At 64.8% G+C, this 15,316-nt stretch carries 12 protein-coding genes; 7 read left to right on the top strand and 5 right to left on the bottom strand.

Annotated elements, in window-relative coordinates; genetic code table 11:
• Position 1 precedes the first annotated feature (1 nt).
• On the top strand, positions 2-4,525 hold the full coding sequence (locus tag BCY78_RS05505) for a MupA/Atu3671 family FMN-dependent luciferase-like monooxygenase (RefSeq protein ID WP_068298974.1): 4,524 nt from the start codon (positions 2-4) through the stop codon (positions 4,523-4,525).
• Complete coding sequence (locus BCY78_RS05500; RefSeq protein ID WP_068298969.1) at positions 4,522-5,142, top strand: 4'-phosphopantetheinyl transferase; 621 nt, start codon at positions 4,522-4,524, stop codon at positions 5,140-5,142. Before BCY78_RS05505 ends, BCY78_RS05500 begins: the two co-directional genes overlap by 4 nt.
• Here BCY78_RS05500 and BCY78_RS05495 read toward each other — a convergent pair.
• From BCY78_RS05495 to BCY78_RS05475, 5 genes are read right to left on the bottom strand one after another with little or no spacing between them, the layout of a single operon-like run.
• Positions 5,126-6,283, bottom strand: a complete 1,158-nt coding sequence (locus BCY78_RS05495; protein WP_068298968.1) for a TIGR03862 family flavoprotein — start codon at positions 6,281-6,283, stop codon at positions 5,126-5,128. The two genes, BCY78_RS05500 and BCY78_RS05495, sit on opposite strands and share 17 nt — an antisense overlap.
• Positions 6,273-6,965, bottom strand: a complete 693-nt coding sequence (gene dnaQ, locus BCY78_RS05490) for a DNA polymerase III subunit epsilon (RefSeq protein WP_068298965.1) — start codon at positions 6,963-6,965, stop codon at positions 6,273-6,275. Before dnaQ ends, BCY78_RS05495 begins: the two co-directional genes overlap by 11 nt.
• Positions 6,958-7,554: a dephospho-CoA kinase gene (gene coaE, locus BCY78_RS05485; RefSeq protein WP_068298964.1), complete on the bottom strand. Its 597-nt coding sequence runs from the start codon at positions 7,552-7,554 to the stop codon at positions 6,958-6,960. The genes dnaQ and coaE overlap by 8 nt, the downstream gene beginning before the upstream one ends.
• On the bottom strand, positions 7,551-8,369 hold the full coding sequence (locus BCY78_RS05480) for a shikimate dehydrogenase (RefSeq protein ID WP_068298961.1): 819 nt from the start codon (positions 8,367-8,369) through the stop codon (positions 7,551-7,553). Before BCY78_RS05480 ends, coaE begins: the two co-directional genes overlap by 4 nt.
• On the bottom strand, positions 8,366-8,962 hold the full coding sequence (locus tag BCY78_RS05475) for a nucleoside triphosphate pyrophosphatase (RefSeq protein ID WP_068298958.1): 597 nt from the start codon (positions 8,960-8,962) through the stop codon (positions 8,366-8,368). Before BCY78_RS05475 ends, BCY78_RS05480 begins: the two co-directional genes overlap by 4 nt.
• Before the next feature lie 496 nt (positions 8,963-9,458).
• Here BCY78_RS05475 and rho point away from each other — a divergent pair, with 496 nt between their 5' ends.
• The 5 genes from rho to BCY78_RS05455 are packed head-to-tail and all read left to right on the top strand — an operon-like array spanning position 9,459 to position 15,316.
• Entirely contained in the window at positions 9,459-10,730 is a 1,272-nt protein-coding gene (rho, locus tag BCY78_RS05470) for a transcription termination factor Rho (RefSeq protein WP_068298955.1), read from the top strand.
• Between the two features lie 13 nt (positions 10,731-10,743).
• Positions 10,744-12,021, top strand: a complete 1,278-nt coding sequence (mnmE, locus tag BCY78_RS05465; RefSeq protein ID WP_068298953.1) for a tRNA uridine-5-carboxymethylaminomethyl(34) synthesis GTPase MnmE — start codon at positions 10,744-10,746, stop codon at positions 12,019-12,021.
• Positions 11,978-13,906, top strand: a complete 1,929-nt coding sequence (mnmG, locus tag BCY78_RS05460) for a tRNA uridine-5-carboxymethylaminomethyl(34) synthesis enzyme MnmG (protein ID WP_083194841.1) — start codon at positions 11,978-11,980, stop codon at positions 13,904-13,906. The genes mnmE and mnmG overlap by 44 nt, the downstream gene beginning before the upstream one ends.
• Entirely contained in the window at positions 13,875-14,531 is a 657-nt protein-coding gene (gene rsmG / locus BCY78_RS24535; protein ID WP_233499354.1) for a 16S rRNA (guanine(527)-N(7))-methyltransferase RsmG, read from the top strand. Before mnmG ends, rsmG begins: the two co-directional genes overlap by 32 nt.
• Positions 14,528-15,316: a ParA family protein gene (locus tag BCY78_RS05455; protein WP_068298947.1), complete on the top strand. Its 789-nt coding sequence runs from the start codon at positions 14,528-14,530 to the stop codon at positions 15,314-15,316. The genes rsmG and BCY78_RS05455 overlap by 4 nt, the downstream gene beginning before the upstream one ends.

Here is a 15,316-nt window from a genome sequence, read left to right as displayed (position 1 = left end):
AATGACCTCGTTTTCAAGTGTGCTGGTTGGCAACGAATCCCTCTTGGTGGAATGCGCCAAGATCCTCACGGGACGCGGCCACCGCATCACCGCCGTCGCCAGCCGCAATACCGATGTGATCGCTTGGGCCCATGCCGCCGCGATCCCCGTTGTCGCGCCGGGCAAGGGGCTTGAGGACCGGATCACCCAGCCCTTCGACTGGCTGCTGTCGATTGCCAATCTCTCGGTCATCCCGGATTCGCTGCTGGCGCGCGCCGCCAAGGGCGCGGTCAATTTCCACGACGGCCCCCTGCCGCGCTATGCCGGTCTGAACGCGCCGCTCTGGGCGCTGATGAATGGCGAGGCGCGTCATGGCGTGACCTGGCACCGGATCGAGGGCGGGATTGACGAGGGGCGCGTGCTGGAGCAGGCGCTGTTCGATATCCAGCCCGATGACACCGCCTTTTCGCTGAACGCCCGCTGCTACGGCGCCGCGATCGAGAGTTTCCCCGCCGTTGTTGCCGCGCTGGAATCCGACGCGCCCGGAATGGCGCAGGATCTGGCGCAGCGCAGCCTTTACCGGCGCGATGACCGTCCGGCCAAGGCCGCGCGGCTCGATTTCACCCGCCCGATGGCCGAACTGACGCGACTGGTCCGCGCGCTGGATCACGGCGGCTATTGGAACCCGCTGGCCCTGCCGAAGATCGAAACCGCCTCGGGCGTCTATGCCGTTGCCGCGGTCGAGGCCGCGCCGGGCTCGGGGGCTCTGGGCACGGTGCTGGTCGGCGGCGAGGCGCCGGTCGTCGCCTGCGCCGACGGGGCGCTGAAGCTGACGCTGACCTGCCTCGGCGGCCTGCCGGTCAAGGACGTGGTGAGCTCGGGCGAGGTGCTGCCTGTCCCACCGGCCAGCCTGACCGAGGCGATGGCCCGCGTGACCTCGGGCGAGGGGCGTTGGCGCAAGGAACTCGGGGCCTATGCCGCCTCGGAACTGGCCACGAAGGGCAGCGGCACCGGCCGGGCCGAACGCGCGATCCCCGGCCTGACCGCTGCGCGCGCTGTGGCGATCCTGTCGGCCTATGTCCCCGGCAGCTGGGCCTATCGCGGCACGGCGACGGCCTCGGCCCATGCTGCCGCGCCCGCCTATATCGCGCCCTTTGTGCCGCTGACCCCCGCCGGCGAGACACTGACCGCGCGTGAGGCCTCGGTCGAGGCGCTGACCGCTTTCGCCGCGACCCATCCATCCTACGCGCGCGACATGATTGGCCGCGACCCCGCGCTGATGCCGCTCGCTATGCCGGCGCTCGGCCTGTCGCAGGGCGAGGCCATCGAGGGCGTGGCTTTGTGCCTGATCGAAGGCGCGCAGGGCCTGACCCTCTCCGCCGACCGCGCGATGGTCGATGAGGCGACGCTCGATCTGTTCGCCGCGCGCCTTGCCCAACTGGCCGCGGCCGATGTGCAGGCGCCGATCACCGACCTGCCGCTGGTCGGCGCGCCGGAAGAAGCCGTGCTCTCGCGCCTCAACGCCACCGCGCGGCCGTTCGACAACCAGACGATCAGCCGACTGTTCGAGGCGCAAGTCGCCCGCACGCCGGGTGCCGTGGCTCTGGTCTTCGAAGGCCAAACGCTGACCTACGCCCAGCTCAACGCCAAGGCCAACCGTGTCGCGCATGTGCTGCAGGGCCTCGGCATCCGGCCCGACACGCCGGTCGCGCTTTGTGCCCGTCGCTCGCCCGATCTGCTGGTGGGCGCGCTGGGGATCCTGAAGGCAGGCGGCGCCTATGTGCCTATGGACCCGTCCTATCCCGCCGACCGCCTGCAGCATTTCCTCGCGGACAGCGGCGCCCCGGTGGTGGTGACGCAATCCGGCCTGATCGACAGCCTGCCGCCGCATTCCGCGCAGATGCTGGTGCTGGACACCGACACCCGCCTCGCCTCGGCCGCCGAGACGAACCCCGAGGGTGGTGCGGCACCGGAAAACCTCGCCTATCTCATCTACACCTCGGGCTCGACTGGACTGCCGAAAGGCGTGATGGTCGAACACCGCAACGTCGCCAATTTCTTCGCCGGCATGGATGACCGCATCCAGCATGATCCGGCGGGCGTCTGGCTGGCGGTCACGTCGCTCAGCTTCGACATCTCGGTGCTCGAGCTCTTCTGGACCCTCGCGCGCGGGTTCAAGCTGGTGCTGACGTCCGATGAGGACCGGATGATGGTCTCGGGCGGGTCGATGGCGATCTCGGACCAGAAGATCGACTTCTCGCTGTTCTACTGGGGCAATGACGACGGCCCCGGCCCGAAGAAATATGAACTGCTGCTGGAAGGCGCCAAATTCGCCGATACCCACGGCTTCCGCGCCGTCTGGACGCCCGAGCGCCACTTCCACGCCTTCGGTGGCCCCTATCCGAACCCGGCGGTGACCGGCGCTGCGGTGGCGGCGGTGACGCGGAATATCGACGTGAGATCAGGCTCTTGCGTCGCTCCCTTGCACCATCCGCTGCGGATTGCCGAGGAATGGGCGGTGATCGACAACCTGACCAACGGGCGTGTCGGCCTCGGCATGGCCTCGGGCTGGCATCCGGTCGATTTCGTGCTGCGGCCCGAGAATTCCGTGCCGAACAACAAGGCCGCGATGTTCGACACCATCGAGAAGGTGCGCAAACTCTGGCGTGGCGAGGCGGTGGAATTCGACCACAACGGCGAGAAACGCTCGCTGCAATCGCTGCCGCGTCCCGTGTCTGCGGAGCTGCCGATCTGGCTGACCACCGCCGGCAACCCCGAAACCTGGCGCGAGGCCGGGCGGATCGGCGCCAATGTGCTGACCCACCTCTTGGGCCAGACCGTCGACGAAGTGGCTGAGAAGATTGAGATCTACCACGAGGCCCTGCGCTCGGTCGGCCGCGACCCGAAAGATCACACCGTCACGATGATGCTGCACACCTATGTGGCGCGCACGCGGGAGATCGCGCGGGAAACGGCACGCGGGCCGATGAAGTCCTATCTTCTGTCCGCCGCCGCGCTGGTCAAGCAATACGCCTGGGCCTTCCCGGCGTTCAAGAAACCGAAGGGCGTCAACAACCCGATGGATATCGACCTCGGCTCGCTCAGCCAGGACGAGGTCGACGGCATCCTCGATTACGCCTTCAACCGCTATTTCGAAGATTCCGGCCTGTTCGGCACCGTCGAGGATTGCCTGCGTCGGGTCGAGCAGCTGAAGAAGATCGGCGTCGGCGAGGTCGGGTGCCTCATCGACTACGGCATCCCGGTCCCGCAGGTGCTGGAGGGTCTGTACCCGCTGGCCGAGGTGCTGCGCCGGACCAACGCGCCCTCCGAATTGGAAGCGGATGACTTCTCGCTCGCCGCGCAGATCCAGCGCCATGGCGTGACGCATCTGCAATGCACGCCGTCGATGGCCCGGATGCTGGTCGGCAATGACGAGGCCCGTGCGGCCCTCGGTCGCGTGAAGCATGTGATGGTCGGCGGCGAGGCGCTTCCGGGCGCGCTGGCGTCCGAGCTGTCGCAGATCACCGGCAATCCCGTGCAGAACATGTACGGCCCGACCGAGACGACGATCTGGTCGACGACGGCGCTGTCGAAGGGCGGCGAGGGCGTGGTCGGCATCGGCACGCCCATTGCCAACACGAGTCTGCATGTGCTGGACGAGGATCAGCGCCCGGTGCCCCTGGGCCATGAGGGCGAGCTGTGGATCGGCGGCGACGGCGTGACGCGCGGCTATTGGCAGCGCGCGGAACTGACGGCCGAGCGGTTCGTCGTGATCAACGGCGCGCGGCTCTATCGCACCGGCGACCTCGTGCGGCTGCGCGCGGATGGGGCGGTCGATTTCCTCGGCCGCGCCGATCATCAGGTGAAGATCCGCGGCTACCGGATCGAATTGGGTGAGATCGAGACGCAGCTCGACGCCTTGCCCGGCGTCACGCAGTCGGTGGTCATGGCGCGCGAGGATGTGCCGGGCGATGTGCGGCTGGTGGGCTATGTGCTGGGGAATGCCGATACGGCGGGGCTGAAATCGGCGCTGGCCGGGGTTCTGCCCGCGCATATGGTGCCGTCCGCCATCGTGCGGCTCGACACTTTCCCGCTGACGCCGAACAAGAAGATCGACCGCAAGGCGCTGCCCGCGCCGCAGGCGGTGGTGCGCGCGGCCCCGGTCGCGGCGCCCGTCGCGGCGAATGCCGGTGACACATTGGCGCGGATCGCGGCGATCTGGACGAAGGTGCTGGGCGTCACGGATGTGAAGCCCTCCGACAACTTCTTCCAGCTGGGCGGCCATTCGCTCCTGGCCGTGCAGGCGCATCGCGAGATCCGCGAGGCCTTGGCGCTGCCCGGCCTGTCGATCACCGACGTGTTCCGCTTCCCGGTTCTCTCGGCCTTGGCCGCGCATATCGACGCGAAGATGCGTCCCGCCGGAGCCGCTCCGGCCCCCGCCGCCACACCGGTTCCGGCCGATGAGGGCGAGGGCGCGAAGGGTCGGCTCGACGCGATGTCGAAGCGCCGCGCGATGCGCGCAGAACGGTTGAGCCGCCTCGGGTGAGCCTGACCGACGATCAGATCACGCGCCGCCAGCTCACGGGTCTGGCGGCGCGCGTATTTCCGGGGCTGTCCGTCGGGATTGCCCCCATCGGGCCCGTCGCGCTGATGGGACCCGAGGCCGAGGCGATGGCCCGCGCGGTGCCGTCTCGGGTCGCTGAATTCTCCGCTGGTCGCGCCGCCGCCCGGATCGCCATGGGCCGCGAGGTGGCTATCCCGATGGGCGCCGACCGCGCGCCGATCTGGCCCGAGGGCATCCGCGGCTCGATCACCCATGCGGGCAGCTGGGCTTTGGCGGTCACGGGGCAGGGGATGATCGGCGCGGATCTGGAGCTGGACGAGGATCTGCCGGACGAGGTGCGCGACACCGTCCTGCTGCCCGAGGAACGCGGGGCCGATGCGCGACAGGCGCGGCTGATCTTCAGCGCCAAGGAATGCGTCTACAAGGCGCAGTACCCGGTGACCCGCCAGCTGTTCGGCTTCGAGACCTTCGCGGTGACCCTTGGCGACGGCACCTACCGCGCCACTTGGCAACGCGATGTCGGACCGTTCCGCGCGGGTCAGGCAATCGAGGGCCGTTTCGCCATGGGTGGCGGGTTCCTCCTCACCGGGACCGGATGAAGCGCGCGGCGGCATCGCCCGCCCAACGTCCGGTGGCGAGGCAGGCGGTCAGCAGATAGCCCCCGGTCGGCGCCTCCCAATCCAGCATTTCCCCCGCCGCGAAACAGCCGGGGCGGCGTTTCAACATCAGGTCCTCGGTCAGTTCCGCGCGCGGGATGCCGCCAGCGGTCGAGATCGCTTCGTCCATCGGCCTCGGGCCCCTCAGCGGGACGGGAAGGGTTTTCAGGATCGCCGCCCGATCCGAGGCCGTCGGAGGAAAGGGACGCGCGCATTCCAGCGCCAAGGCCAGTTTCGCGCCGGAGAGTCCCAACTTTTTCAACGTGTTGACCGTGCTTTCGCCTTTGGGCCGCGCTGCTAGGCGTTCCGTAAGCCTTGAAGCCTCCACATCCGGGAACAGATCGACTGTCAGCCCCGACCCCTTGCGCAACGCGCGCGAAATCGCGTAAATCCCGCCGCCCTCGAGACCGCGCGCCGAGATCACAGCCTCGGCCCGCACACGTTGCGACCCGGCGATCAACGCGACGCCTTTCAGCGGTTGGCCGAAATGCTTCGCCATATGCGGCGACCAATCGACGAGGAAGCCCATATTGGCGGGCTGGAATGGTGCCAGAGGCACGTCCAGCCACTCTGCCCAATGCCCGTCCGACCCCAGCCGCGCCCAGCTGGCGCCGCCGAGCGCCAGAACAACCGCCTTGGCCTCGACTGTCGCCCGACCTTCGGGCGTGTCGAAGCCCGCGCCGTCGAAGCGCCAGCGGGTGCGCAGGTCCAGACCGCGCGCGGTCAGATCCGCCAGCCAATTCCGCAACAGCGGCGAGGCCTTCATCACCTCGGGGAACACGCGCCCCGAGGAGCCGGTGAAGACTGTCTGCCCATGGGCGCGCATCCAGTCCATCACCTGCGCGGGGCCAAAGGCCTCAAGCATGGGGCGCAGCCAGTCGGCGGCCTCGGCATAGGCCGACAGGAAGGGCGCGAAATCCTCGTCCTTGGTGATGTTCAGCCCGGATTTCCCCGCCATCAAAAGCTTGCGCGCGGGCGAGGGCTTGGCCTCGGCCAAGATCACCGAGCATCCGGCGGCCAGCAGACGGTCGGCGGCCATCAGCCCGGCGGGACCGGCGCCGATGACCAGCGCGTCAGCCTTCATACCGCTTCCAGATCGCCGCATCACCCAGCTTCTCGACGAACGCGGCATGCGCTGCGGCCTCATCCGCCGTCAGGCGCGAGGGCAGGGGGTTGGGCCGCGGCCGGGCGCGCCAGCCGGTATCGGCGGGGCCCGAGTTGCGCGACCCGCCTGAGGAAGCGAGCACCAGATCCGGCTGCCGACCGCCCATCAGTTCCAGATAGACCTCGGCGAGGATCTCGGAGTCGAGAAGCGCGCCGTGCAGCGTCCGCGCCGAGTTGTCGATGGCGAACCGGCGGCACAGAGCATCGAGCGACGCCGGCGAGCCCGGGAAGCGACGACGAGCGATAGCGAGAGTATCCACCACTTTGACGTTCAATTTCGGAAACCCAGCCCGTTCCAGCTCGAAATTCAGGAACTTCATGTCGAAGGCGGCGTTGTGGATCACCAGCTGCGCGCCACCGACAAAATCGACGAAGGCCTGCGCGACCTCGACGAATTTGGGCATCGGGCGCAGGAATTCCTCGGACAACCCGTGTATGTTGAACGCCTCTTCGGGCATGTCGCGCTCGGGGTTGATGTATTGGTGGTAGGTCCGGCCGGTCGGCATGTGGTTAAGCAGCTCGACGCCGCCGATCTCGACCAGACGGTCGCCTTCGGACGGCTCGAAGCCCGTGGTCTCGGTGTCGAGGACGATTTCACGCATCGGGGCGGCTCCCGGTCAGGTCTGCGATCAAGTCGAACACGGCAGCGCGGGTCTGATCAAGGGTCAGTGTCTCGATGACATGGTCGGCGCGGGCGCGTTTCTCGGCATCGGGCATCTGTTTCGACAGGATCGTTTGGAAGTGATCCTCGGTCATGCCGGGGCGGGCGAGGACGCGGGCGCGCTGGACCTCTGCGGGGGCGGAGACGACGAGCGTGCGGTCGACCTTCGCATCGCCGCCGGTCTCAAACAGCAGGGGGACATCGACGACGACCAAAGGCGCCCCCGCGTTGTCACCTAGGAAATCGGCGCGGGATTGGCCGACGAGGGGGTGCACGACGCCCTCGATCTGCTTCAGCGCAGTTGCATCGGCGGCGATCCAGGCGCGCAAGGCGGCGCGGTCGATGGCGCCTTCGAACACGGCGGCGGGATGCAGCGCACCGATCCCGGCGACGGCGGCCCCGCCCGGGGCGTAGAGCTGATGCACAGCGGCATCGGCGTCCCAGACCGGCACGCCGGCCTCGCGGAAGAAGCCGGTGGTCGTACTCTTGCCCATGCCGATCGAGCCGGTGAGGCCGAGGATCAGGCTCATCCCAGCACCGCCCGGCGCAGGGCTTCGTCCACCTCGGGCCGTTGTCCGAACCAACGCTCGAACCCCGGCGCGCCTTGGTGCAGCAGCATCCCGAGGCCATCGACCGTGGCATTGCCGCGCGCGCGGGCGGCGGCCAGAAGGGGCGTCTCCAACGGGACATAGACCAGATCGGTGACGATGGCCGATTTCGGCAGGGCGCTGAGGTCCAGATCCAACGGCGGCTCGCCGACCATGCCCATCGCGGTGCCGTTGATCAGCGTGTCGCATCCGTCCAGCATGCCAGAGCGATGCTCCCACGGGACGACGGTGATCGTCTCGCCCAGATCGCCGGCCAGCTCCTCGGCCCGGGCCTGCGTGCGGTTGGAGAGGCGGATTTCCTCGACCCCGGCATCCTGAAGGGCGACGATCACGGCACGGCTGGCGCCACCGGCCCCGACCAGCGCGACGATCTTCGGCGCCCAATCCGAATGGCTGGCAAGGATGTTCTGCGCGAAACCGTAGGCATCGGTGTTGTCGGCCTCGATCCCCTCAGGCGTGAAGGTCAGCGTGTTCGCGGCGCCGATGCGGTCGGCCAGGGGCGTGACGATATCCGCCACGCCGAGCGCGTCATGCTTGTGCGGGATCGTCACGTTCACACCGCGAAAGCCCATTTTCGGCAGCATGCGCACGGCATCCCCAAAATCCTCGGGCCGGATATGCAGCGGGACGTAATGGCCATTGATGCCATAATGCTTCAGCCAATGGCCATGCAGGCAGGGCGAGCGGCTGTGGGCGACGGGATCGCCGATCACGCCGGCGAGGGGCAGGGTGGTCATCCGTCGATATCCTTTCGGCGGGTGAGAATTTGCAGGAGTTCCAGCAGCGGCAGGCCCTGAACGGCGAAGAGGTCGCCCTCCACCTGCGCGAACAGGCGGATGCCGGGGCCTTCGATCTGGTAACAGCCGACGCAATGGCGGATCTCGTCCCAGTTCGCGGCGATATAGCTGTCCCGGAAGTCGTCCGAGAAATCGCGCATCGTCAGGCGCGGGGTGGCGACGTGGCGCCAGATCGGCTCGCCCTTGTGATAAAGGACGGCGGCGGTGTGCAGCCGGTGCGTCTTGCCGCGCAACGCGGTGAGGTGTTCCCGTGCGTCGTCCGGACTGGCGGGCTTGGCGAAGATCCGCCCCTCGCATTCCAGGATCTGGTCGCAGCCCAGCACCATGGCCTCGCGGTTCTTCAGCGCGACCTTCAGCGCCTTCTGTTCGGCCAGAGCATCGGCGAGGTCATGCGCGCCGGCGCCCTCGGCCGTGAGCGACTCACGCAGCGATTCCTCGTCCACGCGGGCGGGAACGACGTCGATTTCCAGCCCGGCGTTGCGAAGAAGCGTCGCCCGGATCTGAGATTTCGACGCAAGGATGAGGACAGACATGTGGATAACCCTGTGCGGTGCCTTGGGGCGCATTGGGGGCCAGTGGCGCTATCGTGGGGTGATGGCCGTTTGTGAACATCTCTGTCAAGGGACGAGGGCGGTTTCTCCACAGGGGAGAAGTCCGGTGCACAGGGTGTGAAGATTTGGTGACACGGATGTATACACCGACCGCTCGTCCCAGATTCATCGAACAGAGTCAGAGGTTTGTCTGATCCCGCGTTGGCTCTGGGTGCCGCGATCGCTTGTGGATAGTTCCGGGGAGAGAGTCTGAATTCGGGTTATCTACAGGCCCTACCAAATCATCTACTCTTCTTATCTTTTCTTATTTTTATAGAGAAGAGAGAGGGGTCTGGACGGCCAAAGTCGCGCCCAGATTGACTCAGAGGGCCAGATCGCCTAGATCAGGCTCAAAGCGGGGCCGTCCGGTACCCGTGTTTCCCGAAGACATTGCTGAGAGACCGACGCTCGCCGGCTGCGCGCGTCGCGGAGTGCCCTCATGGCTGAAGAACGTTTGAACCTGTCCGAACTGAAGGCCCAGACCCCTGCGGCGCTGCTGGCGCTGGCTGAGGAGCTGGAGATCGAAAACGCCCCCTCGATGCGCAAAGGCGAGATGATGTTCTCGATCCTGAAAGAGCGCGCCGAGGAAGGCTGGGAAGTCGGCGGTGATGGTGTCCTGGAAGTGCTGCAGGACGGCTTCGGCTTCCTGCGCTCGACCGAAGCGAACTATCTGCCGGGTCCCGATGACATCTATGTCTCGCCCGAGATGATCCGCCAGTTCAGCCTGCGCACCGGCGACACCATCGAAGGCGTGATCGTCGCGCCGGGTGAGAACGAGAAGTATTTCGCGCTGACCAAGGTCACCTCGATCAACTTCGACGATCCCGAGCGCGCGCGTCACAAGGTCCATTTCGACAACCTGACGCCGCTGTATCCCGATCAGCGGCTGAACATGGAAATCGAAGATCCGACGATCAAGGATCGCTCGGCCCGGATCATCGACATCGTTGTGCCGCTGGGCAAAGGTCAGCGCGCCCTGATCGTGGCGCCGCCGCGCACGGGTAAGACCGTGCTGATGCAGAACATCGCGCATTCGATCGCGCATAATCACCCGGAATGCTACCTGATCGTTCTTCTGATCGACGAACGGCCTGAGGAAGTCACCGACATGCAGCGTTCGGTGAAGGGCGAGGTCGTGTCCTCGACCTTCGACGAACCGGCGACCCGTCACGTCGCCGTGGCCGAGATGGTCATCGAGAAGGCGAAACGCCTCGTCGAGCACAAGCGCGACGTGGTGATCCTGCTCGATTCGATCACCCGTCTGGGCCGCGCCTTCAACACCGTGGTTCCGTCCTCGGGCAAGGTGCTGACCGGTGGTGTCGACGCGAACGCGCTGCAGCGCCCGAAGCGCTTCTTCGGTGCCGCGCGGAACATCGAGGAGGGCGGCTCGCTCACTATCATCGCTACCGCCCTGATCGACACCGGCTCGCGCATGGACGAGGTGATCTTCGAGGAATTCAAGGGTACGGGTAACTCGGAAATCGTGCTCGACCGCAAGGTGGCCGACAAGCGTGTGTTCCCAGCGATGGACATCCTCAAGTCCGGCACCCGGAAGGAAGACCTGCTGGTCGACAAGAACAACCTGCAGAAGACTTTCGTGCTGCGCCGCATCCTGAACCCGATGGGCACCACGGATGCGATCGAGTTCCTGATCTCGAAGCTGAAGCAGACCAAGACCAACGGCGAGTTCTTCGATTCGATGAACTCCTGATCCGGAGGGTTCGATGGACACGATCGTTGCCCTCGCCACGGCGCAGGGCCGCGCCGGCGTCGCGGTGGTGCGCGTCTCGGGGCCTCTGGCCTGGGACGTGTGTTCCGCGCTCGCCGGTTTTGTGCCTCCGGTCCGGGAAGCGCGTCTGGCCCGGCTCAAGGATCGCGACGGCGCGCTGATCGATTCCGGTCTGGTGCTGGTCTTCGCCGAGGGCGCGAGCTTCACCGGCGAGAAGGTCTGCGAATTCCAGGTGCACGGCAGCATCGCGGTGGTGGGGGCGCTCTTGCGCGCCTGTCTCGCGATCGACGGTGTGCGCGCGGCCGAAGCGGGCGAGTTCACCCGCCGCGCCTTCCTCGGCGGTCGGATGGATCTGACCGAGGTCGAGGCGCTGGCCGATCTGATCGATGCCGAGACCGAGGTCCAGCGTCGTCAGGCGCAGGCGGTTCTGGAAGGCGCCGCGACGCGGGTCATCGAGGGTTGGCGTGAGGATTTGCTCCAATCGTTGGCGATGCTGGAGGCCGCGCTCGATTTCGCCGACGAGGAGCTTCCGGACGATCTGAGCGGGCATGTCCTGGCGCCGCTCGGCCGCGTGCGTGAGAGCCTCGAGGCGCAGAGGGCGGGGCGGAAGGCCTCGGAAGCCGTGCGCAGCGGGTTCGAAGTGGCGATCGTCGGTCAGGTGAATGCCGGAAAATCGACGTTGCTCAATGCCTTGGCGGGCCGCGAGGCGGCGATTACCTCGTCTCGGGCGGGGACGACGCGCGATGTGATCGAAGTCCGGATGGACATCGCTGGGCTGGCCGTGACGCTGATCGATACTGCTGGCTTGCGCGACGCGGATGATGAGATCGAACGACTGGGGATTGAGCGGGGGCGCCAACGGGCGGCGGGAGCCGATCTGCGAGTCTATCTGAAAAGCGCACCGGATGAGGAGCCCGAAGGGGTTATTCCCGGCGATCTGGTGCTGCTGTCGAAGGCCGATGTCTGGGGACAACCGGGCCTGTCGGCGAAGACGGGCGAGGGTGTCTCGGCGCTGATCGGTCAGATCGAAGAGGCGTTGTCGGGCCGGGTCGCGGGCTCGTCCGTCTTCACGCGCGAGCGGCATTTTGACAAACTGTCGCGCGCCTTGGAGGACATTGAGGCGGCGGAGCGCGGTTTGCTTTCTGGCATCAGCTGGGACTTGGTCGGTGAAGATGTGAAGGCCGCGATCCGCGCGCTGGATGGCATTATCGGCCGGGTCGATGTAGAAGATGTGCTCGGACGAATCTTTTCGTCGTTCTGCATCGGCAAGTAGGGATGTGTTTCACGTGAAACATTACGACGTCATCGTTGTTGGCGGCGGCCATGCCGGCGTTGAGGCGGCGCTCGCCTCAGCACGTCGCGGCGCGCGGACTGCCTTGGTATCTTTCCGACGCACAGATATCGGTGTCATGTCTTGCAACCCGGCCATCGGCGGGATTGGCAAAGGGCACTTGGTCCGGGAAATCGATGCGCTTGATGGCATGATGGGATTGGCGGGCGATTATGCCGGTATTCAGTATCGTCTTCTGAACCGGTCCCGCGGTCCCGCCGTTCAAGGTCCGCGGGTGCAGGCGGATAGGAAGCGGTATGCTTTCTTCAGTCAGGCCTATGTCACTCGGCAGGACTACCTCGATGTTCTTGAGGCCGAAGTAACCGATTTGATCCTAAGCGGAAATGCGGTGGGCGGCGTTGTTTTGTCTACCGGTGAATCGATCACCTCCGGCGCTGTTGTGCTTACGACGGGAACGTTTCTGAAGGGCGAAATTCACATTGGAACGGAGCGTATCGCTGCCGGTCGCAGGGGGGATAACGCTGCTGTTCGGCTCGGCGACCGACTGCGAGAAGTCGCCACGAGAGTTGGGCGGCTGAAGACCGGCACTCCAGCGCGCTTGGACGGTCGGACCATTAATTGGGACGCGTTGGGTCGCCAAGATGGCGATCTCGACCCTGTGATGTTGTCATTTCTGAATAGAGAGCCGGAAGCCAAGCAGATTCCATGCGGCGTAACGGCCACCAACGCGCGGACGCATGAGATCATCCATGAGAACTTGCACCTGTCCGCCATGCGGTCAGGCAATATCTCCGGTGTTGGCCCGCGTTACTGTCCGTCGGTCGAGGATAAAGTCACTCGGTTTGCTGATAAGGACTCGCACAACGTCTTTCTTGAACCCGAAGGTTTGGACGACCACACGGTCTATCCGAACGGAATTTCCACGTCTTTGCCGCAAAGCGTTCAACTGGCGTTTCTCAGGTCGATCAAAGGCTTGGAGGCTGTAGAAGTCCTGCAATACGGGTATGCGATTGAGTATGATTTCCTCGATCCCCGGGATCTGGATCATGGCCTTCAATCGAAGCTCATGCCTGGTTTGTATCTGGCGGGTCAAATCAACGGGACGACCGGTTACGAAGAAGCAGGGGCCCAGGGGCTCCTCGCGGGCGCAAATGCAGCCGCGCAGGTTCTTCAGATCGATGCGCTGAAATTGTCGCGCACTGATAGCTACATTGGTGTGATGGTTGATGATCTGGTGACGCGTGGCGTCACGGAGCCCTATCGGATGTTCACATCACGGGCTGAGTACCGCCTGACGCTTCGGGCGGACAATGCAGACCAACGGTTGACGCCTTCTGGTAGAGAGCTCGGTCTTGTAGGGAATCGTCGGCACGCTGCTTTTTGCGAGAAGTTGGAGCAGATCTCAATTGCACAGCTCACGATGGAGGGTGCTTTTGTCTCCAAGACAGATCTTGAAGCTTTGGCTCTCAGCTCCTCTCGGGACGGCCACAAAAGAAGCTGGCTGAATGTTGCTGGGCAGCTTATTGGCGAGCGGGCGGACGTATCCGCAGCGCAAAATGCCTTTCCGCATATCGACGGCGATGCGATTGCTCAGGCGGCCCGCGAAGCCTTTTACGCGCCCTATGTTGATCGTCAGAAGCGCGAGGCAGACCAGCTCCGGAAGGAAGCGCAAATCAAGGTTCCCTCTGATTTCGACTACGCGGCCTTGCCGTCGTTGTCGAATGAACTGCGGATAAAGCTCCAAGTTGCAAGACCTGCGACCATTGCCGATGCAGGGCGCATTGAAGGGATGACCCCGGCGGCGGTTACGGCGATTCTCGCCCATATCAAGTTGCGTGAGCGGACGTCTCGTGTCTCGCAGGGATGATGTTGCGCTGATCTTGGGACGAGACGTTTCACGTGAAACACTCGACCGTCTGGATGCCTATCTCGAAGCCCTTTTGAGATGGTCGTCGAAGATCAACCTCATTGCCAAGGCGACACATGGTGACGCCTGGCGCCGTCATATCTTGGATTCGGTCCAACTCTCTGGTCATCTCGTTGGAGACGTTCGGAGTATCTGCGATATAGGATCCGGTGGTGGGCTGCCCGGCATGGTAACAGCGTGCATTGCGGCCGAGTTTTGGCCGGGAGCTGACCTTACGCTCATTGAATCCGATGCCCGCAAGGCGGCGTTTCTAACGACGGTTGCTCGCGATCTGGGGTTGAAGGTATCGGTGAAACGGGCTCGGATTGAAGCCTGCGAGCCTGTGAATGCGCAGTATGTATCTGCGAGAGCTTTGGCGCCGATGCCTCTCTTGCTTCACTATTGTGCCCGTCACATGGCGGCAGACGGGATCTGTCTCTTGCCGAAAGGCCGAAATTGGCGACTAGAGCTTGAAGAGGCGCGAGAGGCATGGCACTTCGATGCCGATGTCGAGCCGAGCAAGCTCGATCCTGACAGTGTTATCGCCGTCGTTCGTAACCTCCAGGCCGTGGAAGAACCGAGATGAAGACCATTGCAATCGCCAATCAGAAAGGCGGCGTCGCGAAGACGACTACTGCCATCAACCTCGCGGCGAGCCTGGCTGAGGAGGGAAAATCTGTTCTGGTCGTCGACATGGACCCGCAAGGCAATGCGTCCACCGGTCTTGGAGTGGCCGTCGAACAGCGAAACCTGACTATTTACGATATGCTGCTGGGGGACGCAGACCCCAAAGCCGTGATCGTTGAGACTGAAACGAAGGGTGTCTCTGTCATTCCGGCCACGACCGAATTGTCGTCTTCGGACGTCCAGTTGTACAATGTGAACAAGCGGAGCTTTCTGCTGCGGGATGCCCTTGCCAGTCAGGCTGTGCAGGAGGCCGGCTATGACTACGCTCTGATCGACTGCCCGCCGTCGCTGAACCTTCTCACTGTCAACGCATTGGTCGCAGCGAACGCGGTCTTGATCCCGCTTCAGAGTGAGTTCTTCGCTCTGGAGGGCTTGTCCCAGTTGATGCTGACAATCCGTGAGATCCGGCAGACGGCCAACCCGCGCCTGCGCGTGGAAGGGGTCTTGCTGACCATGCATGACCAACGGAATAACCTCTCGCAGCAGGTAGAGCGTGACGCGCGCGACACCTTGGGTGCCCTGGTCTACGAGACTGTCATCCCTCGTAACGTGCGGTTGAGCGAAGCACCGTCGTTTGCTGTGCCGGCGTTGACCTATGATCCGACGTCGAAAGGGGCATTGGCCTACCGGTCATTCGCCAAAGAATTTCTGAAGAATAACAACGACCTGCATGAGGAGGCATGA

It is taken from the genome of Pararhodobacter sp. CCB-MM2 (genome assembly GCF_001691415.1).
Taxonomy (GTDB): Bacteria; Pseudomonadota; Alphaproteobacteria; order Rhodobacterales; family Rhodobacteraceae; genus Pararhodobacter.
This window is presented reverse-complemented; position numbering and strand designations above follow the sequence as displayed.